This window comes from Microbacterium sp. HD4P20, assembly GCF_019449275.2.
In the GTDB taxonomy this organism is placed as follows: Bacteria; Actinomycetota; Actinomycetes; order Actinomycetales; family Microbacteriaceae; genus Microbacterium.
Window position 1 is genome coordinate 1 of record NZ_JAHZQZ020000013.1, and the last position, 22,870, is coordinate 22,870.

At 68.8% G+C, this 22,870-nt stretch carries 20 protein-coding genes; 14 read left to right on the forward strand and 6 right to left on the reverse strand.

The genetic code is table 11. The annotated features are described in order from the left end of the window. The first annotated feature begins 42 nt into the window (after window positions 1-42). Window positions 43-1,233 (forward strand): glycoside hydrolase family 15 protein, encoded by a 1,191-nt coding sequence (locus K0817_RS07940; RefSeq protein ID WP_219980819.1) that lies wholly within the window; start codon window positions 43-45, stop codon window positions 1,231-1,233. Beyond that, window positions 1,230-3,473, forward strand: coding sequence for a TIM-barrel domain-containing protein (locus K0817_RS07945; protein ID WP_219980820.1), 2,244 nt, complete (start codon window positions 1,230-1,232; stop codon window positions 3,471-3,473). The genes K0817_RS07940 and K0817_RS07945 overlap by 4 nt, the downstream gene beginning before the upstream one ends. 12 nt (window positions 3,474-3,485) lie before the next feature. Here K0817_RS07945 and K0817_RS07950 read toward each other — a convergent pair whose 3' ends face one another. After that, on the reverse strand, window positions 3,486-4,514 hold the full coding sequence (locus tag K0817_RS07950; protein ID WP_219980821.1) for an LLM class flavin-dependent oxidoreductase: 1,029 nt from the start codon (window positions 4,512-4,514) through the stop codon (window positions 3,486-3,488). Between the two features lie 83 nt (window positions 4,515-4,597). On the opposite strand from K0817_RS07950, the gene K0817_RS07955 reads away from it, so the two are divergent. Then, window positions 4,598-5,077, forward strand: coding sequence for a GNAT family N-acetyltransferase (locus K0817_RS07955; protein WP_219980822.1), 480 nt, complete (start codon window positions 4,598-4,600; stop codon window positions 5,075-5,077). An 82-nt stretch (window positions 5,078-5,159) separates the two neighbouring features. Further along, the gene (locus tag K0817_RS07960) at window positions 5,160-5,651 is read left to right on the forward strand and encodes a bifunctional nuclease family protein (RefSeq protein WP_219980823.1); all 492 of its coding nucleotides are present in this window, start codon (window positions 5,160-5,162) and stop codon (window positions 5,649-5,651) included. A gap of 24 nt (window positions 5,652-5,675) precedes the next feature. On the opposite strand, the gene K0817_RS07965 is transcribed toward K0817_RS07960, so the two are convergent. From K0817_RS07965 to K0817_RS07975, 3 genes are read right to left on the reverse strand one after another with little or no spacing between them, the layout of a single operon-like run. Next, window positions 5,676-6,497, reverse strand: coding sequence for a hypothetical protein (locus K0817_RS07965; protein ID WP_253735251.1), 822 nt, complete (start codon window positions 6,495-6,497; stop codon window positions 5,676-5,678). A 52-nt stretch (window positions 6,498-6,549) separates the two neighbouring features. Continuing rightward, window positions 6,550-7,251 carry an iron-containing redox enzyme family protein gene (locus K0817_RS07970; protein WP_219980825.1) on the reverse strand — a complete coding sequence of 234 codons (702 nt, stop codon included), beginning with the start codon at window positions 7,249-7,251 and terminating at the stop codon, window positions 6,550-6,552. Further along, a complete protein-coding gene (locus K0817_RS07975; protein WP_219980826.1) occupies window positions 7,248-8,390 on the reverse strand; it encodes a 3-oxoacyl-[acyl-carrier-protein] synthase III C-terminal domain-containing protein in 1,143 nt (380 codons plus the stop codon). The genes K0817_RS07970 and K0817_RS07975 overlap by 4 nt, the downstream gene beginning before the upstream one ends. A gap of 190 nt (window positions 8,391-8,580) precedes the next feature. On the opposite strand from K0817_RS07975, the gene K0817_RS07980 reads away from it, so the two are divergent. The 7 genes from K0817_RS07980 to K0817_RS08010 all read left to right on the forward strand — a co-directional run bounded on the left by K0817_RS07980 (window position 8,581) and on the right by K0817_RS08010 (window position 18,934). Next, entirely contained in the window at window positions 8,581-10,473 is a 1,893-nt protein-coding gene (locus K0817_RS07980) for a TIGR03773 family transporter-associated surface protein (protein ID WP_219980827.1), read from the forward strand. Window positions 10,474-10,535: 62 nt separating this feature from the next. Continuing rightward, the gene (locus K0817_RS07985; RefSeq protein ID WP_253735252.1) at window positions 10,536-12,035 is read left to right on the forward strand and encodes an anchored repeat ABC transporter, substrate-binding protein; all 1,500 of its coding nucleotides are present in this window, start codon (window positions 10,536-10,538) and stop codon (window positions 12,033-12,035) included. Window positions 12,036-12,080: 45 nt separating this feature from the next. After that, a complete protein-coding gene (locus K0817_RS07990) occupies window positions 12,081-13,100 on the forward strand; it encodes a choice-of-anchor M domain-containing protein (RefSeq protein WP_253735253.1) in 1,020 nt (339 codons plus the stop codon). After that, complete coding sequence (locus tag K0817_RS07995; RefSeq protein ID WP_253735255.1) at window positions 13,097-13,849, forward strand: anchored repeat-type ABC transporter ATP-binding subunit; 753 nt, start codon at window positions 13,097-13,099, stop codon at window positions 13,847-13,849. Before K0817_RS07990 ends, K0817_RS07995 begins: the two co-directional genes overlap by 4 nt. Before the next feature lie 2 nt (window positions 13,850-13,851). Continuing rightward, a complete protein-coding gene (locus K0817_RS08000) occupies window positions 13,852-14,796 on the forward strand; it encodes an anchored repeat-type ABC transporter permease subunit (protein ID WP_219980829.1) in 945 nt (314 codons plus the stop codon). Beyond that, on the forward strand, window positions 14,793-15,626 hold the full coding sequence (locus K0817_RS08005; RefSeq protein ID WP_253735256.1) for a lytic transglycosylase domain-containing protein: 834 nt from the start codon (window positions 14,793-14,795) through the stop codon (window positions 15,624-15,626). The genes K0817_RS08000 and K0817_RS08005 overlap by 4 nt, the downstream gene beginning before the upstream one ends. A gap of 62 nt (window positions 15,627-15,688) precedes the next feature. Then, window positions 15,689-18,934: a choice-of-anchor M domain-containing protein gene (locus K0817_RS08010; protein ID WP_219980830.1), complete on the forward strand. Its 3,246-nt coding sequence runs from the start codon at window positions 15,689-15,691 to the stop codon at window positions 18,932-18,934. A 61-nt stretch (window positions 18,935-18,995) separates the two neighbouring features. On the opposite strand, the gene K0817_RS08015 is transcribed toward K0817_RS08010, so the two are convergent. Both K0817_RS08015 and K0817_RS08020 read right to left on the reverse strand, forming a co-directional pair. Next, window positions 18,996-19,685, reverse strand: a complete 690-nt coding sequence (locus K0817_RS08015; RefSeq protein WP_219980831.1) for an MIP/aquaporin family protein — start codon at window positions 19,683-19,685, stop codon at window positions 18,996-18,998. Next, window positions 19,682-20,032 carry a metalloregulator ArsR/SmtB family transcription factor gene (locus tag K0817_RS08020; RefSeq protein ID WP_219980832.1) on the reverse strand — a complete coding sequence of 117 codons (351 nt, stop codon included), beginning with the start codon at window positions 20,030-20,032 and terminating at the stop codon, window positions 19,682-19,684. Before K0817_RS08020 ends, K0817_RS08015 begins: the two co-directional genes overlap by 4 nt. Before the next feature lie 87 nt (window positions 20,033-20,119). On the opposite strand from K0817_RS08020, the gene K0817_RS08025 reads away from it, so the two are divergent. From K0817_RS08025 to K0817_RS08035, 3 genes are read left to right on the forward strand one after another with little or no spacing between them, the layout of a single operon-like run. Further along, the gene (locus K0817_RS08025; protein ID WP_219980833.1) at window positions 20,120-21,436 is read left to right on the forward strand and encodes an NAD(P)-binding domain-containing protein; all 1,317 of its coding nucleotides are present in this window, start codon (window positions 20,120-20,122) and stop codon (window positions 21,434-21,436) included. Window positions 21,437-21,450: 14 nt separating this feature from the next. After that, entirely contained in the window at window positions 21,451-21,930 is a 480-nt protein-coding gene (locus K0817_RS08030) for a GNAT family N-acetyltransferase (RefSeq protein ID WP_219980834.1), read from the forward strand. Window positions 21,931-21,952: 22 nt separating this feature from the next. Further along, window positions 21,953-22,861 (forward strand): metalloregulator ArsR/SmtB family transcription factor, encoded by a 909-nt coding sequence (locus K0817_RS08035; protein WP_253735257.1) that lies wholly within the window; start codon window positions 21,953-21,955, stop codon window positions 22,859-22,861. The last annotated feature ends 9 nt before the right edge of the window (window positions 22,862-22,870 follow it).

Here is a 22,870-nt window from a genome sequence, read left to right on the forward strand (position 1 = left end):
GGCAGCCCCCGCCGCGGACGCGACCCGTTTCGAAGGACCCCCGTGACTGACACACTTCCCGCCGCGCCCTCCCCGGCGTCGCCCGCGACCCCGGACGTCGAGCACCTCGCCGCCCGCAGCATCCGTCTCATCACCGAACTGCAGACACCTGAGGGTGCGTACCCAGCCAGCCCGACGTTCTCGGCGTACGTCGGATACAGCTGGCTGCGTGACGGCGCCTTCATCGCGGACGCCGCGTCGGCTGCCGGCGAGGCGGATTCGGCGAGCCGGTTCTACGACTGGTGCGCCGAGGTGCTGGTGCGCCGCGCGGATCACATCCGCTGGATCGTCGCTGAGACACGCGAAGGTCGGCCCCCCGCGGCCGAGCACATGCTGCCGGCACGGTTCACGTTCGCGGGGGAGGATGGCGCGGACGAGTGGTGGGACTTCCAGCTCGACGGCTATGGCACGTGGCTGTGGGCACTCGTGGAGCATCTCGAGCGGCACGGTCTGGATGGCGCGCGCTACCGCGATGCCGTGCAGCTGACGGCCGAGTACCTGCTCGTCTCCTGGCAGCGCCCCTGCTACGACTGGTGGGAGGAGCACGCCCAGCACGTTCACGTCTCGACGCTCGCCTGCATCGCTGCGGGTCTCGGCGCGGTCGCACGTGCACGGCTGGTCGACGACGCGCAGTCGGCGGCCATCGCGGCGACCACCGATGAGATCCGCGATCTCGTCGCCACGCGGGGCACGGCGGACGGGCACCTCATCAAGTGGCTCGGCAGCACCGCAGTCGACGGGAGCCTGGCCGCAGCGATCGCGCCGCTCGGGTTCGTGGGCGCCGGATCGGACGTCGGCCGGGCCACGATCGACGTGCTCGAGTCGCACCTCGCCGTCGAGGGCGGCGTGCACCGCTACCTGGGCGACACGTTCTTCGGCGGCGGCCAGTGGCCGCTGCTGACGTGCTTCCTGGCGCTCGCGCACCTCGCCGCCGGTGATCGCGAGCGCGCGGAGGAGTACTTCGACTGGGTGGCGGGGACGGCGACGACCGACCTGCATCTGCCGGAGCAGGTCACCCATCACCTCATCGCCCCGCGCATGCAGCAGCCGTGGATCGACCGATGGGGCACGGTGGCGACACCTCTCCTGTGGAGTCATGCCATGTTCTTGCGGCTCGGGCTGGAGCTCGGACGCCTGCGCGCCGAAGACTTCCCATCACACACCGCCCTCCCGCAGGAAGGCTTCAGCCGATGATCCGCCACCGACCCGCCGGCTCGGGCCACCCGTACTCGGTCGACACCGAGCAGCGATGGCCCGTCGTCCCGCTCGAGGGCGAGACCGCGACGCTCGGCCTTCGGGCCGACGCCGACGTCGTCGCGGCGAACTGCACCATCGAGTGGAGACCGGATGACGCCACCGCCGACGTCGAAACGGTCGAGCTGCCTCTCGACCGCGTGGCGACCACCTCGCGCGGTCGTGTGACCGACGGAGGACACCTCGCGTCGGCGGCGAGCAGACTCGCGCGCACCGCCGGCGGATGGCAGGCCACGACGCCGTCACTGCGGTTCGGCGGCACGTACCGCTATCGATTCACCGCCACGCGCAGCTCCGGCAGCGTCGAGCGCACGCGGTGGTTCGAGTTCCGCGCTGCCAGGTGGGCTGCCGCTCCCGAAGCGCTCGCCGAGCACGGCCGCGGCCGCGTCATCCCGGGCTCAGTCGACCAGCTGCACGATGGACGGCGCGCGTGGCGCGTGCGGTTCGCGCTGCCGTTGGGCGCGAACGAGCACGTGACCGGATTCGGCGAGCGCTACGACGCCGTCGACCAGACCGGCGCCGAGCTGGACTCTGTCGTGTTCGAGCAGTACAAGAGCCAGGGCGCCGAGCGCAAGACGTACCTGCCGATGCCGTTCGCCCACGTCATCGGCGGCGAGGGGTGGGGCTTCCACGTCGACACATCCCGGCGCGTCTGGTTCGACGTCGGCCGGTCCGACGCTTCCCGGCTCGCCGTCGAAGCGGAGGTCGGAGAGATCGGGCCGCTCGCGCTGCGGATCTTCGACGGCACGCCGGTCGAGGTGCTCGGGGCGTTCCTCGACCGCGTCGGCCGCGCGACCGAGCTGCCGGCGTGGGTGTTCCGGCTGTGGGCGAGCGGCAACGAGTGGAACACGCAGCAGGAGGTGCTGCGACAGGCCGAGCTGCACCGTCGCCACGACATCCCGGTCGGTTCGATCGTGATCGAGGCGTGGAGCGACGAGTCGACGTTCACGGTCTTCCGCGACGCGGAGTATCGAGTGAACGAAGACGGTGGACCGCACCGCCTGTCGGACTTCACCTTCCCGCCCGACGGCGCCTGGCCCGATCCCAAAGGCATGACCGACGACCTGCACGCCCGCGGCATCCGTCTGCATCTGTGGCAGATCCCGCTGATCAAGATGCGGCCGCACCCGCAGGGTCAGGTCGCCGCCGACGCGCACGCTGCAATCCGGGAGGACGTCCTGATCCGAGAGCCCGATCCCAAGGGCGGCACCCGCCCGTATCGCAATCGTGGCTGGTGGTTTCCGTTGGGTCTCATGCCCGATCTCACCGACGAGCGTGCGGCGTCCTGGTGGACCGAGAAGCGGCGCTACCTCGTGGAAGAGATCGGCATCGACGGCTTCAAGACCGACGGCGGCGAGCACGCGTGGGGTTCCGAGCTGGTCTACCTCGACGGTCGCCGCGGCGATGAGAAGAACAACACCTTCCCGGTCTCCTACGCGAAGGCGTACGGCCGGCTGCTGGAGTCCGCCGGCAAGGCGCCCGTGACCTTCAGTCGTGCCGGTTTCACGGGCTCTCAGGCGCACGGCGCGTTCTGGGCGGGCGATGAGAACTCGACGTGGGAGGCGTTCCGCTGGTCGATGAACGCCGGCCTCACCGCAGCCGCGTCCGGCATCGTCTACTGGGGCTGGGACATCGCGGGGTTCTCGGGAGAGATCCCGACGGCCGAGCTCTTCATCCGGGCGGCGCAGGCGTCGGCGTTCGTCCCGATCATGCAGTACCACTCCGAGTTCAACCACCACCGGTCGCCCTCACGAGACCGCACGCCCTGGAACATCGCCGAGCGCACCGGCGACGAGCGCGTGATTCCGCTGTTCCGCCGGTACACCAAGCTCCGTGAGCGCCTGGTGCCGTACCTCGAGCGCTCGGCAGCGAACGCGATCGCGACGGATGCCCCTCTCATGCGTCCGCTGTTCTTCGAGTGGCCCGAAGACCCGCAGGTCTGGATCGGAGAGGCGCAGTGGTTGCTGGGCGACGACCTGCTGATCGCACCTGTGCTCGAACCGGACGCTGCGGAGCGGACGGTGTACCTGCCGGCGGGCGAGTGGACCGATGTGTGGACCGGTGAGTCCATCGCCGGGGGCCGGACGATCACGGTGCCGACGCCCATCGACCGGATCCCGGTGTACGCCCGGGGCAGCGAGGCGCCGACGTACGTGGAACTGTTCCGGGTCGTGGACTGACGCGCCGCCGGTTCAGTCGGTGGTGGGCTCCCACCCGAGGCTCGGAGCCACGAGCTTCGCGAACGACTCCACCACACGCAGGTTGAACTCGACGCCCAGCTGGCTGGGGATCGTGAGCATGAGAGTGTCGGCGCTCGCGATCGCGGCGTCCTGCTTCAGCTGCTCGATCAGCACATCCGGCTCTGCCGCGTAGGTCTTGCCGAAGGTCGACCGCATGCCATCGATCACGCCGATCTGATCGCCGTCCTGGCGACCACCGAAGTACATCTCGTCTTCGGCGGTGGTGATCGGAAAGATCGAGCGGCTCACCGATACTCGGGCTTCGCCGTCGTGACCAGCCTCGCGCCGCGCGGCGCGGAACGCGTCGATCTGCTGCGCCTGCAGCTGGTCGAAGGGCGTACCGTCGGCCTCGGTGAGGAGCGTCGACGACATGAGGTTCACGCCGCGACGGCCGGCCCATTCGGCCGAGTCGCGGTTGCCCGCACCCCACCAGATGCGCGAACGCAAGCCGGGGGAGTGCGGCTCGACGCGCTGCATCCCGGTGCCGCCGCCGAACGGTGACGAAGCGTCCCGCTCGGCGAGACCCTCGCCCTCGACGGCGCGCAGGAACAGCTCGAAGTGCTCCCTGGCGAGATCGGCGCCGCGCGGATCGCGAGACCCGGTGTAGCCGAACGCCTCGTAGCCGCGCACGACCGACTCGGGTGAGCCGCGGCTGACGCCGAGGGCGAGTCTTCCGCCAGAGATGAGATCGACGGATGCCGCTTCCTCCGCCAGATACAGCGGGTTCTCGTAGCGCATGTCGATGACCCCGGTTCCGACTTCGATCTGGTTCGTGCGCGCGGCGATCGCCGCGAGCAGCGGCATCGGCGAGGACTGCTGACGCGCGAAGTGGTGCACACGGAGGTAGGCCCCGTTGACGCCGAGCTCGTCCATTCCCTGAGCCAGGTCGATCGCCTGGAGCATCGAGTCGGCCGCGGTGAGCTGGCGGCCGCCGCCGAGAGGGCCGTAGTGTCCGAATGAGAGGGTTCCGAAGCGCTGCATAGTGCGTGCAACGGTATGCCCTCGGCATCCATTCCGGTGAATGCGTCCTGTCTGCGGACCGGCGGCCGCTGTAATCTGACGCGGTGACGACCATCCGGCCGGCTACGCCCGACGACGCGCCGCGCATCGCCGAGGTGTGGGAGATCGCGTGGCTCGAGGCGCATCTCGGACACGTTCCCGACGAACTCGTCGCACTTCGCGACTCGGATTCGTTCCGCACGCGTGCGGCCGGCATGATCGACCGGACCCTCGTTGCCGAGGTCGATGGCGTCGTCGTGGGGTTCGTCACGCTCAAGGGCGACGAGCTGGAGCAGCTCTTCGTCGACGCGTCGGCGCGGGGCACCGGGGTCGCCCGTGACCTCCTCGCCGAGGGAGCGCGTTGGCTGCTCGAGGCGGGACACCCGCAGCCCTGGCTCGCGGTGGCGACGGGCAACGCGCGGGCGCGGCGCTTCTACGAGCGCGAAGGCTGGCGCGATGCCGGGCACATCTCGTACGCGTCGCCGGTCGACGGCGGTGTCATACCGGTGTCGGGTCACCGGTATGAGCTCATCCTCCCGCAGTAGGCGCAACCCCTGTCCCGTCCCCGTGAGCCGTGCTTACGATGGCAGAGGAACAGTCGTCGCAGTGGTGTCGAGAGGGGGCACGATGGTCCAGGTTCGCGTGGCCGGTGTCGCACTCGATGCGACAGGACAGCACGTGCTGCTGCTCAAGCCCGTGGATGAGATCCCCGGCGACGGCATGGTCCTGCCCATCTGGGTCGGCCAGCTCGAGGCGACGTCGATCCTGGTCGCCGTGGAGAAGGCGCCGGTGCCGCGGCCGCTCGCGCACGACCTGATGCGGTCGCTGCTGGAGACCCTCGGAGCCGAGGTGACGCGCGTCGAGGTGACCCGCATCGATCAGGGCACCTTCTTCGCCGAGATCACGCTCACGACCGCGCTCGGCGACCGCATCGTCGACGCGAGACCGTCGGATGCCGTCGCCCTGGCTTCGCGCGTGGGCGCGAGCATGTGGGTGGCAGAGCCCGTGATGGCCGAGGCGGGCGTGCCGGACGTGCTGACAGAGACCGATGCCGCCGAGAAGCTCGACGAGTTCAAGCGCTTCCTCGACGACGTCGAGCCCGAGGATTTCGAAGGCTGAGCTCGGTCGTCCGATCGGCCGGCGTCAGTCGAACTCGACGTTGGTGTGCCGCGGGTAGGCGCCGCCGGCAAGCTTCACCAGTTGCGCGTGCGCGTACTCGCACACCAGCGCGTGGCGGTAGACCATGCGCGGCACATCGACGTTCGAGTCCATCCACAGGCTCATGCCGGCGAGCTTCCAATGGCGGAACGTGTCGTCGTCGCACACGAGCGCGAGGATCTCGAGGAACGAGTCGTCGAACCGGATGGAGTGCACCGCGCGCCGGTATTCCTCGACCGTGAGCGCCATCGAGAACGGGATGTTCATGAAGCACAGCGCGGTCTGGATGTCGAGACGCAGCAGTCTGCGCCGTCCGCGTTCGGCGTCGAGGCGAGGGATGTCGAGCTGGGCGAAATCCAGCGTCTCGGGTGGGGTCAACGGCACGCCGTCCAACGCGATCAGCACGTCGTAGACGTTGACGTCATGCTCGACGACCGCTTGATCGCCGAGCCCCGCGAGCGTCTCGGGGCGCAGCGTCACCGGCCCCATCTCGACGCCCGTGTTGCGGATGATGAAGTTCACCAGATTGGTCTCGACGACGAAGTGCCGGATCAGCAGCTCGACGGCGTCGGGTGAGACGAATCGCCGCAGGAACCACACGCAGAGCCGGTCCATGACCGGAAGCGGCATCCACCGGAACGGCAGCACGCGCTTGACGATCGAGATGAGCGCCACGAGCACGCGCGAGAAGACGCGGGCGATCGGATACAGCCAGCGTCGTGACATCCGTCGCTGGTCGTCGATGATCTGCCGCACCAGCGCGCGGTCCAACGGCACCGATGGATCGGCGTAGATCGCCTCCCACATGCTCGGATCGGACCCGACGAACTCCGGGACTGACGGTCGCGGCGCCGGCATGTCAGCGATCCAGCTCTTCCAGTTGCAGTGCGTAGAGCCGCGCCACCACCTGGGCGCAACGGACGATCTCGTCGGCTGCGTCGTCGTCGATGAGGCCGGAGGTCAGGATGGCTTCGAGATCGCCGGTGTGCGCACTGTCGGCCGTCTGGTGGTACGTCATGAAGTGGACCTGGTTGTCGGCGAGCCCGAGCACTTCTTGGAACCGGGCGGCCCATCCGGCCGCGCGCTGGGCGCCCAGTCCCTCGATGATGAACATCGCGCCGAGCAGCCCGACCGGGTTGGGCTGGTCGGCGTAGTGGAACATGTAGCCCGAGAGCGCTTCAGAGCCCACGTTCTTACGACCGGCCCGCAGTTCATCCAGCGAGCCGCCGATCGCGACGTAGTCCCGTTCGATCATGAGGTAGTCACGGTGCTCCTCTTCGGCATGGCGAATCGCTGCCGCGCGAAGCTCGAAGTGGTCGATGTCGAAGTTCGACGCGGCCCGCGAGATCCACGGCGACCCGTCGACGACCTGCTGCCTGAGGTTGAACAGCAGCCGCTGGTAGTCCTGGAGGGTCACCGTGCCCTCGGCGAGCCGACTCAGCACCGGTACGCGCTCGAGGCGCTCCTCCAGCTCGCGCCACACCTCGGCGAGCCTCTCGAAGAGGCTGTTCGCACCGGCGGCCGGGGCCTCGTGGGCCGTGGTGGTCGAACTGATCGTCACGTCGGTGCTCCTTGCGGTGAGGGTGGGGCGACCACTGTCAGGTGGGCGAAGGCGAACGAGAACCTGCCTGATTCGGGCACCGCCAGCAGGACGGTGTCGCCTGGCGCGAAGCGGCCGGTGCTCCATGCCTCCTCGAGGGCGATGAAGATGCTCGCCGATCCGGTGTTGCCGCGGGTCTCGAGGTTGGAGAACCAGCGGTCGGTGTCGAGGGTGGGCACGCGGCGCCGGAGTGCATCGAAGGCGACGTCGCGGAACGCGTTCGTGCTGTAGTGGCAGATGACGTGGTCGAGGTGACGCACATCGACGAGTCCGATGTCGACCAGCTCCTCGAATTGCCGGATGCCGGCATCGGCCAGATCGTCCAGGACGCTGACGTCCTGCCGCAGCAGGAACATGCCCGCCGCTTCGGCCTCAGCGATGTCGACGTCCTGCCACGTGCGGCCGACGACCGGATCGACGCCACTCATCCCGGCGCGCATGCAGACGTCGTATTCGTGTGCCAGCGAGACCTGTCTCACCCAGTCGACTCGCAGCGAGGGCCGGGTCGGGTGGGGCTGGAACTCGACCACGACGGCGCCCGCGCCGTCCGACAGCATCCAGCGCAGGAAATGGGAGTCCATGCCCGCCCGGATGCCGTCGTACCGGCGCTGCCGCAGGCTGCGGCTGGCCAGTTCCGAGCCGACGACCGCGGCGCGCGGGTGATCCCCGAGGCGGATCTTGCTGACCGCGGCATCCAGCGCCGCGAGACTCGACGCGCACACTCCGGATGCCGACAGCAGCTGCATGGGCCCACCGCCGAGGCGGCCGTGCACCATCGAGGCGAACCCCGGCACGAGCACGTCGCCCATCGTGGTGGCGCACGCGAGCATGCGCAGATCCGCAGCGTCGATCCCTCGATCGTCGAGCGCCGCACGCAGCGCTTTGACGGCCAGCTCCTCGTTGAGTTCGGTCGGTTCGCCCTCCTCGTCCAGGGCGTAGTGGCGCTGCCGGATGCCGTTGGCATCGAGCACGCGGCGACGGATCCGCTGCGTCACCGCGTCGTCACCACCGAGACGCGCCGCGATGCCGTCGTTGTCGACGGGATCGCCGGGGAGATATCGACCGAAGCCGGTGAGGTACGCCGTCGCGGTCGTGGCCATGACAAGACACTAGGCCACGCACGCAAGGGTGCCCCGTCCGATAGGGCCGGCGGCGATTGATTTGACAGCAGGCATCGCGCACCACAGGATACCAATGAGAATGATTCTCAGTATCACTCGCTGATTCGTTGCGGAACTCCTCACCCTCGCGGTGCCGGTGAGCCCGAACCACCCGACCAGAGATCGTGAAATGCCCCTCCCGTCCCGCCCTGGCCGACGCCGGTTCGCCGTCAACGCCACGCTGATCGTCGGCGCCCTCACATTCGGCGCGCTCAGCCTCGGCCTGCCCGCCGGGGCCTCGTCGTGGAGTGGTGGCATCGAAGAGTCGCCGCGAGCGACGCCCGAGTCGACCTCCACGCCGGAACCGACTTCCACTCCCGACCCGACGTCGACGCCCGACCCGACGTCGACGCCCGAGCCGACGTCTACGCCGACGCCAACCCCGACCTCGACGCCGACTCCCACTCCGACTCCCGGTCACTGGGACGTCGACAACGGCACGATCAACGACCACGGTGCCGTCGTGCTCAACGATGGACATGTCGACGTGGCAGCGACACTGGAGGAAGGCCGGCTCGTGTCCAAGATCAAGGACACGACGCAGACATCGGAGGCCGTCTGGCGCGATCCGGCCGACACGGTGCTGCAGATCCTCCCGCACGCGACGGCGACGGTCCCCACCGGCGACGCCTGGGAGTTCCTCGGTGCCGCCGGTGCGCGCTTCCACCAGGTCTCGCAGACCCAGCAGGAGGGGTTGCTGTGGCCGGGCTGGTCGACAGAGTCCGTGCCCGCGCCGGCGACCTCTGGTGGAGTGTCCTGGTCCCTTGCCGACATCGACGGACCGGGCGAATTCGCGCTGTATGAGACCGACTCTTTCGGTCAGCCTCGGGTGCTCTTCAGTACGCGCGACGGAGTATCCGGCGCCGACGCCTTCACCATCCCCAGGAACACGCACGCGCACGGCTCGTGGGCCTTCTCGGCTGAAGGGGTGTACTGCCTCGCCATGCAGCGAGCGGCGCAGCTGACAGGAGGAAGCACCGCCTCGGAGTCGTTCGTCCTGACGATCGCCGTCGGCACGGCCGATGTGATGGATCTCGATCCGGCCGAGTGCACCGACTCCGTCGAACCCGCCCCCGGAACCGAACCGCCGCCGCCTCCCCCCGTCGACCCGGGTGCCGGCGTCGTGACGCCACCGGCACACGAGGTCGCGGCCACGCAGTGCACGGCGGCAGCGATGATCCTGTCCGCCGGACACATCGACTACGCGACCCGCCTGGTCGAAGGGCGACTGCAATCGCTGATCGGTGACGACACGTCCGGCAGCAAGGTGTATCGCGAACCCGCGGGCACCGTGCTGTGGCTGAAGCCGTCCGCGCGCGTGACGCTCCCTGCCGGATTCGGGCAGGTCGGCGCACCCGGTCAGACCGTATGGCAGGTTCCGCAGACGCAGAACCCCGAGCTGATCTGGTTGGGGTGGAACACGGAGTCGCTCAACGCCGGCAACACGCGCGGCGCCGTGCGCTGGACGATCGACGCCGTCAGTGGTCCGGGCAGCGTCAAGATCTACCTGTCTGGATCGTTCGGCGGTGTCCAGCAGATGGTGTTCGACGGGCGCGGGGCGTACAGCATCCCGTTGGGTGTTCACGCTCATGGCAACTGGGCGTTCTCTGCCGAAGGCGTGTATCGCATCACGTCGACGCAGACAGCGACCCTCGCCGACGGGACTGTCAGCTCCGATACCGAGACCCTTGTGATCGTCGTCGGTGATGTCGATCCCCGCTCCGCCACCGGCGGTGTCTGCGGTGCCCCGGCGGCGCTGACCTTCACCGACGACGAGAGCGAAGAGCTCCAGGCGGCGGTGCAGTCGCCCGTCGACGTGGCGGCGATTGTCCGGGACCGATCGGCGGCCGACGCAGGACCCGAGACGGCTGCCGAGAACCCCGCGGCCATCGCCACCGCGGCACGAGGCTCGACGGTGCCGCTCTTGCTCGGCATCCTGGGAGCGCTCCTGCTCGTTGCCGCCGCCGGAAGCGGAGTGCTGTGGCGCCGAGCTGCCACGTCGCGCCCCGGCGGTGCCCCATGACGCCGCGCCTGCCGGCCGCCGTCGCAGCGTTTGCCGCCGCGGCGTTGATCCTCACCGGGTGCATGGCAAAGCCCGTCCTGGCCGCCGAGGACGACAGTCTGCAGGTGCTCACGACGACCGGCCTCCTGCGCGACATGGTCGAGCAGGTCGGCGGCACCCATGTCGATGTCGCTTCGCTCGTGCCGGACGGTGCCGATCCGCACACCTACGAGCCGACTCTGCGAGATGCCCGCAACGCGGTGTATGCGGATGTCGCCTTCAGCAACTACGCCCTGCTCGAAGAGCACAACATCATCAAGACGCTCGACGCCAACCTCGGGCCCGATGCGGTGTCGGTGTCGCTCGCAGAGGAAGCGGTGAAGTACGCCGCGGAGATCATCCCGCTCGTCGAGAACGTGAACCTCGACACCCTGTGGCTGGGAATGCGCGCCCACGGAGCGGGGGAGCGCTTCGGGGCGACGCGCTCGTCGAACGTGCTGGTGTCGATGACGGATGCCGAAGGCCCGGGTGACGTCTTCGCGTATCTCACGGGCACATTCGGCGACACCGATGTGTACTTCGACTCCACCGACGGCTTCGATTCCAGCGATGGCTATCGTCACGACACCATGTCGCTCCCGGCGGACGCTCACACGCACATGTCGTGGGCGTTCTCTGAGCCGGGCATCTATCGGCTCACCTTCTCGTCACGCATCCAGGTCGACGACGTGTCGCGCCCCCATGACCTCGCGACGTCGACGTTCACGTTCGCGGTCGGTGTCGATCCTGCCGAGGCGGGCCGCTCCGACGCCGTCGTGCTGGACGACGGCCACGCCGACATCACCGTCGACCTCGATCGTGAGGCTCTCGTCATCCGCCACGACCCCGCCGGGGGAGACGACCACACCCAGCGCACGCTGGGCGCCGACGACGTCGTGATCGATGTGCCGCCGCGTGCACTCTCGGAGGTGCCCGCGGGCGCCGCCTTCGGATTCCTCGGACGGCCGGGCCGGCAAATCTATCAGCTCCCTCAGGCGGTGCTCGGCAAGCACGTCCACGGCGAGATCGATCCCCACCTGTGGCAGAACGCGCGCAACGGAATGGCGTACGTGCAGCTCATCCGCGACACGCTCATCGGCGTCGATCCGGCCAACGCGCGCGTGTACCGCGACAACGCAGCCGCCTATCTCACCGAGCTGGCAGAGGTCGACACATACGTGCGCACAACGATCGCTGACATCCCGCCCTCGCGGCGGTACCTCGTGACCTCTCACGATGCGTTCGGGTATCTCGCCGAGGCCTATGACATCGAGATCGCCGGCTTCGTCTCACCGAATCCCGCGACCGAGCCCTCGCTCGCCGACCGGAGGAAGCTGACCGAGACGCTGCGGACGCTGGGGATTCCCGCCGTCTTCCTCGAGCCGAACCACGCAGCACGCGCGTCTGCGCTGACCGAGCTTGCCGCCGAGCAGGACGTCGAGGTCTGTCTCATCTACGGCGACGCATTCGACGACACCGTCACCAGCTACACCCAACTTCTGCGGTTCAACGCCGACTCCCTGCACCGATGCCTCGCCGGATGACCTCCGCCACGGCATCCCTCTCACCGAAAGATCGACCCCACACACATGAATGCACGATTCCTGTCGCGGCTGAGGTCGCCGCTCGCGCGGGCGGCGGCCGCGATCGCCCTCGCCGCCGCAATCATCGCTCCTGCCGGAGCGACCGATGACGAAGGCCTCGATCAGACACTCGACGCCGACATGGCCGTGGTCGAAGGCGAGCGCGTTCTCGATGCCGGCCACGTCGACATGGGCCCGAAGTTCGTCGACGGCCGATGGACGTTTCTCATCCACGACGATGTCGCGAAGGCCGACGCGAACGCGGCGAGTGTGTGGCGCTTTCCCGACCAGACGGTCTTCCACGTGCTCGATGCCGGTCAGCTCACGGTTCCCGACGACCCCGCCTACGAGTTCGTGGGCGCCGCGCCCGGCGAGACGGTGTGGGTCGTGCCGCAGACGCAGCACCCGGAGGTGGTCTGGCTCGGATGGAACACCCAGGACCCCGAGGTGATGCAGGCCATCGACCGCGGGGTGACGCTCTCGCTGACCGGCGTGCAGGGCCCGGGAATCGCGACCACGTACCTGCAGTCGGGATCGTTCGGCGAGCCCCAAGTGCTCTTCGACTCGCGCGTGCCCGATGCGCAGGAGGCGTGGGTCGACGTGAACACCCACACCCATGCGAACTGGGTGTTCACCGAGCCCGGCGTCTACCTCATGCGCTTCCAGGCCGAGGCCGACCTCATCGACGGGACGACGGTCAGCGATAGTCAAGTGCTTCGCTTCGCGGTGGGATCCGCCACCGATCCCGCTGAAGCCCTCGCGGCGCAGTGGCAGGGGGATGAAGACACCGGCGGCGCGGCCGATCCCAGCCCGGGCGCGCCCGAGTCCGATGACGCTGCCGTGGCGCAAGGCGCCGTCGAGGTGGAGGACCCGCTCGTGCCCATCCTCCTCGGCGCCATCGGCGTCGTGACCGCCGGCCTGATCGCAGCAGTCGTCGTCGTCGTGGTCCGGGGCCGCAGAGCACGCCGGCAAGCTCTCGCGTCGGCATCCGCGACCGGCGCTCGAGGCGAAAGGACGCAGTCGTGACCGGCGCGCCGCTCGAGGTGCAGGGCGTGGCGGTGGAGCTGGCCGGCAGGCCCGTCTTGCACGACGTCGATCTCACCGTGAACCGTGGCGAGCTCGTGGGGCTGATCGGTCCGAACGGCGCGGGCAAGACCACGCTCTTGCGCACGATTCTCGGACTCGTCGCCCCCGTCAGCGGACGCGTGCTCGTCGAAGGGCGGACGGCCAAGCCCGGCAGGTCTTCTCTGGGCTACGTGCCGCAGCGACACGAGTTCGCGTGGGAGTTTCCGATCAACGTGGCTGAGGTCGTGGCCACAGGCCTGACCGGCCGGCTGGGGCTGCTGCGGCGGCCTGGCGCAACCGAGTGGGGCGCCGTCGCTGACGCACTGCACCGCGTGCGGATGACCGATCTGGCCGAAAGACCCGTCGGTCAGCTCTCGGGCGGGCAGCGGCAGCGGGTGCTCGTGGCGCGTGCGCTCGTGCTGCAGCCGGCGGTGCTGCTGCTGGACGAGCCGTTCACCGGCCTGGACATGCCGACGCAAGACCTGCTGTCGCAGCTCTTCGGCGAGCTCGCACGCGAAGGGCACGCCGTGCTCATGACCACGCACGACATTCCTTCTGCGCTGTACACCTGCGACCGGATCGCCCTGCTCAACCGGACGATCATCGCCACTGGACAGCCGCAGCCCCTCGCGGCGGATCCCGAACTGTGGATGGCGGCCTTCGGTGTGGCAGCCGACTCGGCGCTCCTGCGCATGCTGAAGGCGGCGTGACGATGAATCCACTCGACTTCCTCGCCGACCTCTTCAACCCCGAGCTCGCCTTCCTCCCCAAGGCCCTCGCCGTCGCCGTCATGTCGTCGATCGTGTGCGGCGTGGTCGGCACCTACGTCGTGCTGCGCGGAATGGCCTTTATCGGCGACGCGGTGGCACACGCCGTCTTCCCCGGTCTGGCGGTGGCGTTCGTCGTCTCGGGCAACCTCATCCTCGGCGGCACACTCGCCGGGATACTGACCGCCGTCCTCATCGCCGTGTTCTCGCAGAACAGGCGCCTGAAGGAGGACTCCGTCATCGGAGTCTTCTTCGTCGCCGCGTTCGCCCTGGGCATCGTCATCATCTCGCAGGCGCCCGGCTACGCCGGCTCGCTGCAGCAGTTCCTCTTCGGTGCCATCACCGGCATCCCCGACTCGGACCTCTACGTCGTCGCCGGCACCGGGGTGCTCGTGCTCGCGGTGGTCTTCGCGCTTCACAAAGAGCTCGTGACCATCAGCCTCGACCGCGAATCGGCCCTCGCGATGGGGGTGCGGGTCTTTTGGCTCGACCTCGTGCTCTATGTGCTCGTGACCCTCGCCGTCGTGATCAGCGTGCAGGCCATCGGGAACATCCTCGTGCTCGCGCTGCTCATCACCCCGGCAGCGACGGCGAGGCTCCTGACGGATCGCCTCGGCATGATGATGTTCCTCTCACCGCTCATCGGGGGGACCGCGGCACTCGTGGGCCTGTATGTGTCGTGGTCGTGGGACCTTCCCACGGGCGGAACGATCGTTCTGGTTCTAACAGCCGCCTTCCTCCTCTCGTGGTTCTTCGCTCCGCGGCAGGGACTGATGTCCAAGATGCGAGTGAGGCGCGTGGCGCCGGACACGCCGCCGACCGCCCACACCCAGGGAGCGCTCGATGATGATCGGCCGGTCGACCGGGCTCTGACGGGGGTCTCACGATGACAGGCCGGATCGACAAGTTCGACGATCTCGTCGACGCCGGCGACGGCGAACGGCCGGCTGAGCCCACGTCTCCGCGCCGCTTCCCCTGGGCGTGGGCGATGACGACGATCGTCCTCGCCGTCGTGGGCGCGGGAACGATCGGCGCGGCGATCTGGTCGGCAGACACCGCTGACTCCGCGACGGCTGCATCGACGCCGACGACGACACCGTCATCGACGATCCGAGCGGTGGATCCGCCCTCACCCTCGCCGCGGTCGACGGATGCCGCAACCGCACGTCCCGACGAACGCTGGGTCGAGCGGGTCGCCCGCGACGCCGGCATTCCCGAGCGCGCGCTGCTGGCGTATGCCGGTGCGGTGTTGGCGGTGGCCGAGACGCACCCGGGGTGCGGACTCGGCTGGAACACGCTGGCGGGCATCGGTCTCGTGGAGTCGGAGCACGGCACCATCAACGGCTCTTCGATCAGCCCCGACGGTGTGGCTCAGCCGTGGATCATCGGCATCCCACTCGACGGGAACGGTACGGAGGCGATCCGCGACACGGACGGCGGTCGTCTCGACACCGACAGCACGTGGGATCGCGCCGTCGGACCGATGCAGTTCATCCCCGAGACGTGGGCCGCCTACAGGCAGGACGGCAACGGGGACGGCGAGACCGACATCCATCAGATCGACGATGCGGCCCTTGGCGCCGCCGTGTACCTGTGCGAGGTCGGAGGCGACATGACAGCCCCTGATCGATGGATCGCGGCGATCTCGGCCTACAACCCGAGCGTCGAGTACAACAACCGCGTCGCGGCGGCGGCGGAACAGTACGCCACCGTTCCGTGAACTCATCCGCCACTCCAGCCACCTGACAGGCATCGACACACCCACAAGAAAGGACGATCCCAGTGATCACCCATTCCCCACCCCGACGCAGGTCGGCGGCCGTCCTGACGGCGCTGGCCGTCGCTGCGAGCACAGTCGCACTGCCCGCCGGTGCGGCCGCTGCGGCAGAGGGCCCGGCGCCATCGCCCAACGAGTACCGCGTCATCGCCGGCATCCATACCGACGCCGTTTCGACGTTCCTGGACGAGGGCGAATTCGTGCTCGGCTCCAAGGCCGACGTGGCTGAAGGCAACGGAACGCGCTTCGATCCCGACGCCATCTGGTTCCACCTCGAGAACGAGGCGCAGATGCAGTTGCCCCCGTCGGGCTTCGACTTCATCGCGCCCGGCGGATCGACGGTCTGGATCGCGCCCGAGTCGAACCCGAACGCGGCCGGACGACTGTGGCCCGGATTCTCCACCGAGTCGATCGCGCCGGGCGGGGTCGACGCGGACAAGACGTCCTTCACGCTCGTGGACGTCGAGGGCCCCGGCGATCTGGAGCTCTTCACGATCGGTGGGTTCGGCACGCCGAGTCGGCTCTGGTCGTCCGACGAAGACCTCAAGACGTTCGACGTCGGACGCACTCACATGCACGCCAACTGGGCTTTCACCGCCGCCGGCACGTACGAGGTCACGGTCGAAGGCGCGGTCACGATCGGTGGTCAGCCCCGGACCGACCAGGCGACCTACACCTTCGTGGTGGGCGATGCGCCGGAGGCGGTCACAACGCAGACGAGCCTGTCCGCGACTCCCGGCGCCGTCCTGCTCGGCGAGCCGGTCACTCTCGAAGCCGCCGTCTCGCCGGCGGGCGTCGCAGGGTACGTGGAGTTCCTCGACGGTGAGACCGTGCTGGGACACGAGACGGTCGTGGACGGCATGGCGTCCTTCCACACGAGCTCGCTCGGCCTGGGATCCAGGCAGCTGACAGCGCGCTTCGTTCCCGACGTCGCCAACCTCGCTTCCGCATCGGCGTCGACCGGGGTGACGGTCACCGTCACGGAGGAGGGAACCGAAGAAGAGTTCGGCGTCTACGGCCTCGCGGAGAGCTACCGCGCAGGCGAGAGCATCGAGCTCCGGGTCGGCGGCGCGACGCTCACCGAGGGACAGCAATGGCGTTGGCTGGTTCGAGCCGGCGAGGGGCAGACGGAGTACACCAGTGCCGCCCTCACCGGCACGGAGCGCATCTCGAGGGACGCGACCGTGGCCTTCGACGGGGCGCAAGTCTCGGTGAAGATCATCGACGCCGACCGCAAGACCGTCCAGCAGACCGCCTGGTACACGGTGGATGTCGAGGGGCCGAACGTCGGTCAGGGAGAAACCGTCGACGTCAGTCCTCTCGCTGAGTCGTACTACCGCGGCGACGATGTGGAAGTGACCGTCGACCATCGTCCGCTTGCGGACGGCGAGACCGGCCGCTGGGTCGCCCGCCCCACTCCGTACGTCATGACCTGGAGTGCGACGTCGGAGTGGAACACTCCGCTCGGGACGAACCCCTACCTCATCGATCCCGCGGCGCTCGGCTACAGCGAGTTCGCCTACGAGATCCTCGGCGCAGACGGGGCCGTGGTCGGCCGTTCGGCGGCGATCTCGACGCAGATCGAGAACCGGGAGCTGCAGGTGTCGGGCATCCAGTCCGTCTATCGTGTCGGCGACACGCTTCAGGCCGATGCCGACCTGCACCCCGCGCGCGACGGGGCGGACTACCAGTGGTACCTCCAGAGCGACGGCGGATGGGAGGCGATCGAGGGCGCCACGGCCCCGTCGGTCTCGCTGCCCATCGTCGCAGGCATGGACAACTCGTACCTCATCCTCGAAGTGACCGATGCGAGCACCGGCTATGCGGTCGGTTCCGTCTCGAAGCAGGTGCGCGTGACGGATGCCGCACCGGGCGAGCAGCTCGTGCTGCTGGACTCGCTGTCGGGTCACTACCACCAGGGCGGGACGATCCGCCTCAACGCGAAGGCCGACCCCGTCGCCAGCGACACCGATACATGGCGCTGGTTGTGGCAGCGGCCCGACCAGGACGAGTTCGTCGCGATCGAAGGCGTCACCGCACCGAGCCATGAGGTGCGGGCTCAGCAGGCGCTGGACGGCACGCTCGTGAAGGCCGAACTTCGTACCGCCGCGGGTGAGCTCCTCGCGACGAGCGAGACGGCCACGATCCATGTCGACGACCACGGTGCCGCCCCTCAAGAGAAGGCGACGATCAGCGGCTTGGCCGAGCAGTACGAAGAGGGCGACGAGGTCACGCTGACGGCATCCGTCTCGCCGGATTCCGTTCTCAGCCGATGGGAGTGGTACGTCCAGAAGCCGGGCGAAGACGCGGCGATGCTGGTCGAGGACGAGCACGGCGCGGAACTGTTGTTCGCCGCGACGACCGAGTTCGACGGGGCGGCGGTCTTCGCGCGGCTCACGTTCGACGACGGACGGTCGTATGTCGAGGCGCCGCCTGTGCTGCTGAATGTCGTCGCGGGCGAGGACCCGGTCGAGACGACACTCACGGTCGATGGTCTCGCCGAGGTCTACGACGCAGGCGACACGATGACGCTCACCGCGTCGCAGGATCCTGACACCGGTGAGGACCACTGGCACTGGTTCATCAAGCCGGCCGGGGCCGAGGACTATTCGGTCATCCCGGGTCAGCTGGCAGCCACCCTGACGCGAGAGGTCGCCGCTGCAGACGACGGCGCGGCGATCATCGCGCGGCTGTACAACCACGACCACGAGGCAATCGCAGAGTCGGCCCCCGTGATCGTGCAGGTGAACGACGGTGATCCGGGCGGCGGACCGCAGGAGCCGCAGAAGCCGAGCGAGGCGCCTCAGCCGCGCACGGGAGACGAGCTCGACGGTGGCGCGCAGAACCGGTTCGGCCTGAGCAGCACGACCCTCACCCAGGGGCAGATCGTCACGCTGCAACTGGGCGAAGACCACGCCGGCAAGTGGACGGCCGCGTGGCTGTTCTCGACGCCGACGCTGCTCGGGGGCGACTGGGCTCAGGCGAACACCGCGGGCGCGATCGCCGTGCGCGTGCCGCTCGATGCCGCGCCCGGCGAGCATAGGCTCGCGGTGTTCGCCGCGGACGGCACCGTGATCGGATGGACGCCCGTCACGATCGTCGCGGCCAGCGGTGAGATCCCGACTGGCGCGCTGCCGGCCACGGGCGGCTCGATGAGTCCGCTCTGGATCGGCGGTGGCATCCTGTTCGTCGTCGCCGGTGCTGCGGCGGTCGTGATCGGGCGTCGCCGAGCGTCCGCGACGGCCCGCTGACACGCGCGAAGGGGGCCCGGACGCGTCCGCGTCGGGGCCCCCTTTCTCGCGTCCGGCCCTTTCAGCCGCCTGCGACGACCGGCTCGGGAGCCGCGACGGGAAAGAAGAGACGGACCGCCGCCCAGCCGAGCGCGGCCCCCACCAGCTGGGCGCCGATGAACGGCAGGACGGATGCCGGGGCGATGCCGGCGAACGTGTCGCTGAACATGCGCCCGATCGTGATCGCCGGATTCGCGAAGCTCGTCGACGACGTGAAGAAGTAGGCGGCGCCGATGTACGCTCCGACGGCCGGCGCGGCCAGGTGGGACCGGCCGGTGCGCACCAAGGCGAAGATGACCACGACGAGACCCGCGGTCGCGACCACCTCCGACAGCAGCAGCGGCCATGAGAAGCGATCTGTCGTGCTCCATGCGACCGCGGGCTCGGCGAACATGGCGTTCGCCAGCACCGCCCCCGCGATGCATCCGGCAACCTGGGCGGGCAGGTAGATCGCCGCCGTCGACCACCGGCGGCGATGCAGCGCGATGTCGGCGAGGGTGACGACGGGATTGAAGTGCGCGCCCGAGACGGTGGCGAAGACCAGGATCAGCACAGCCAGTCCGAGCGCTGTCGCGAATGCGTTCTCGAGGAGTTGCAGTCCGGTATCGGCAGGCGAGAGGCGTTGCGCGGCGATGCCGGAGCCGACGACGACCGCGGCGAGGCCTGCGCTGCCGAGGAACTCGCCCGCGGCAGCGCGCACGGTGTGGCTCACGAGCCGACGAAGAGCTGCGAGACGCGGTCCAGCGCGCCGGGGACGAGCTGGAAGTACGCCCACGTGCCGCGTTTGCTTCGCGTGAGAAAGCCCGCGTTCGTCAGGATCTTCAGGTGATGCGACACGGTCGGCTGGCTCAGCCCGACCGGCTCGATCAGATCGCACACGCACGCTTCGGAGCCCTCCGAGGCCGCCACGATCGACAGCAGACGCAACCGCGCGGGGTCGGCGAGTGCTTTCATTGTGGTTGCGAGCTGTTCCGCCTCTGCGGGGCTCAGCGGCTCGCGAACGAGCGGTGCGCAGCATGTGCCGGCAGAGACGTCGGTCACGTCGAGCATCGTGGTCATATATCGATGCTAATAGATATTGACAGACGTCGATAGGCGGATGCAGAATCAGGCATCGAAGTTCATCGATATCTCTCGGAGGCTGCTGTGACCCTGCTCGATCTGACGCCCCGCGTCGTGACCGCCGACCGTCTGTCGACCCTGCCCGTCGCGATCATCGGCGCAGGTCCCATCGGGCTGGCTGCCGCCGCGAACCTGGTCGAGCGCGGCATCGACTTCGTCGTGTTCGAAGCGGGCGATGAGGTGGCCGCCAGCGTTCGGGCCTGGGGTCACACGCGACTGTTCTCGCCGTGGAAGCACCTGGTCGATCCGGCATCCCGTCGGCTCCTCGAAGAGCGCGGCTGGACGCTCCCCGAGCCCGAGCGTGCACCGACGGGCACCGAGCTCGTAGAGCGCTACGTCGCCCCGCTGGCCGAGGTGGAGGAGATCGCGTCGCGGATCCGGCTCGGGGTCGAGGTCGTGGGTGTGACGCGAGAGGGCATGGACCGTACCCGCACGCGGGCACGCGCCACCACACCGTTCGCGCTGCGGATCCGTAGCGGAAACGGCGAGATCGAGGACGTCGCCGCCCGCGCCGTGATCGACGCGTCGGGGACGTATCGCTCGCCGAACTCGCTGTCCTCGAGTGGGTTGGAGCTCTTGGGTATGAGCGAGATCGCGGATGCCGTCGCGCCGGCGCTCCCGGATGTGCTGGGTCGCGACCGCGCACGGTTCGCCGGGCGCCACACGACCGTCGTCGGTGCTGGTCACTCGGCGGCCAACACTCTGCTGGGGCTCGTGGAGCTTGCTCGTCAGGAGCCGGGCACCACCGTCACGTGGCTGATCCGGAACGCCCAGGCCGTGCGCGTCTCGTCGTCCGCCGACGACGAACTGGCCGATCGTGCTCGCCTGGGCAGCCGCGTCGATCGGGCTGTCGCCGAAGGGCGGATCGCGGTCCTCGACGGATTCGAGATCATTCGCGGGCGTCGCGTTGCAGATGGCGTCGAACTGGTCGGTCACCGCGGCGGCGACGTTGTCGCCCACGCGACGGATGTCGTAGTCAACGCCACCGGGTTCCGTCCGAACCTCGACATGCTGCGAGAGATCCGGCTCGAACTGGATGAGATCGTCGAGGCGCCCAAGCGTCTGGCGCCCCTCATCGACCCGAACGTGCACTCGTGCGGGACGGTCGAACCCCACGGCTTCCGCGAGCTGCAGCACCCCGAGCAGGGCTTCTTCCTCGTCGGCATGAAGTCGTACGGCCGTGCGCCGACGTTCCTCCTTGCCACCGGCTACGAACAGGTCCGGTCCGTGACGGCCTGGCTCGCGGGAGACACGACGTCGGCATCCAATGTCGAGCTGGTGCTTCCGGCGACGGGCGTCTGCTCGACGGACCTCGGCCAGGCGGGTGGCTGCTGCTCGTGATCAACCTTCGCCCTATGACCGTCGCGGACTGGCCGTCGGTCGAGAGGATCTACGCGCAGGGCATCGAGGACGGCGAGGCGACGTTCGAGGTCGCGACGCCGTCGTGGGAGGCGTTCGATGCCGGAAGACTGCCGGTGGGCAGGATCGTCGCCGTGGACGAATCGGATGCTGTGCGTGGGTGGGTCGCGGCATCCCCGGTGTCGTCCCGGCCTGCGTACCGCGGTGTGGTCGAACATTCGGTGTACATCGACCGAGAAGCGCGAGGCCGCGGCCTCGGCCGGCTGCTCCTGGACGCGTTCATCGCCGCGGCTGACGCGGACGGCGTCTGGACGATCCAGTCCAGCATCTTCCCCGAGAACGCCGCCAGCCTGAGACTGCACGAGGCGGCCGGCTTCCGGGTCGTGGGTCGACGCGAGCGCATCGCCCAGACTCGAATCGGTCCGCACGCCGGCCAATGGCGAGACACGATCCTGATCGAGCGCCGCACCCCGTGAGGCGAGGCATAGACTTTCGTCTATGGATCGGACGGCTCGTGGGGGAGATCTCACGACCCTCGCCGATCCGACGCGCGCCCGCATCCTGCGCCTGATCCGCGAGTCCGATGGCGGGCGGATGCTCGTCGGCAGACTTGCCCAGACCCTCGACTTGCGGCAGCCCACTGTCAGTCATCACATGAAGGCGCTGCACGACGAGGGAATCGTCGTGCGGGAGCCGGATGGCCGAAGGGTCTGGTACTCGATAGCTCCCGACCAGGTGGAGCGGATCGATGCTCTCTTGGGAGAGACGCCGGGCTCGGCTGCGCAGCCCGACCTGGATCGGATCACCGAGGATCTCGCCGTCCGCTTTCGTGGGACGTTCGGCCCCGAGTCGATCCGGGCGAAGGTGGTCGAGAGCTATGAGCTCCTGGCGCGCGGCTCTCGGTCGCCCATGCTGGCGAGCCGGACTGCGGCGTTCGCGGCCACGCGACTCGCGGCGATGAGCCGCGCCGAGGCCGCGTCCGACGGCATCCCGACCGTGCTGTTCGTGTGCGTGCAGAATGCCGGACGGTCACAGCTCGCCGCGGGGATCCTCCGTCAGCTCGCCGGCGATCGGGTCCGAGTGCTGACTGCCGGCTCGCAGCCGGCGAGCGATGTGCGTCAGACCGTCATGTCTGCGCTCGATGAGATCGGCGTGCCGCTGGGCGGTGAGTTCCCCAAGCCGCTCACCGACGAAGCCGTGCGGGCGGCGGATGTCGTCGTGACGATGGGGTGCGGAGACGCATGCCCGATCTATCCCGGGCGACGATATCTCGACTGGGATCTGGAAGATCCGGTCGGCAAGCCGATCGAGCAGGTGCGTGCCATTCGCGACGACATCGAAGTGCGCGTCCGCCATCTGCTGACCGAACTCGTAACCGAAGGTTCAGCCAGCGTTCCCGCCGATTGATAGATCATG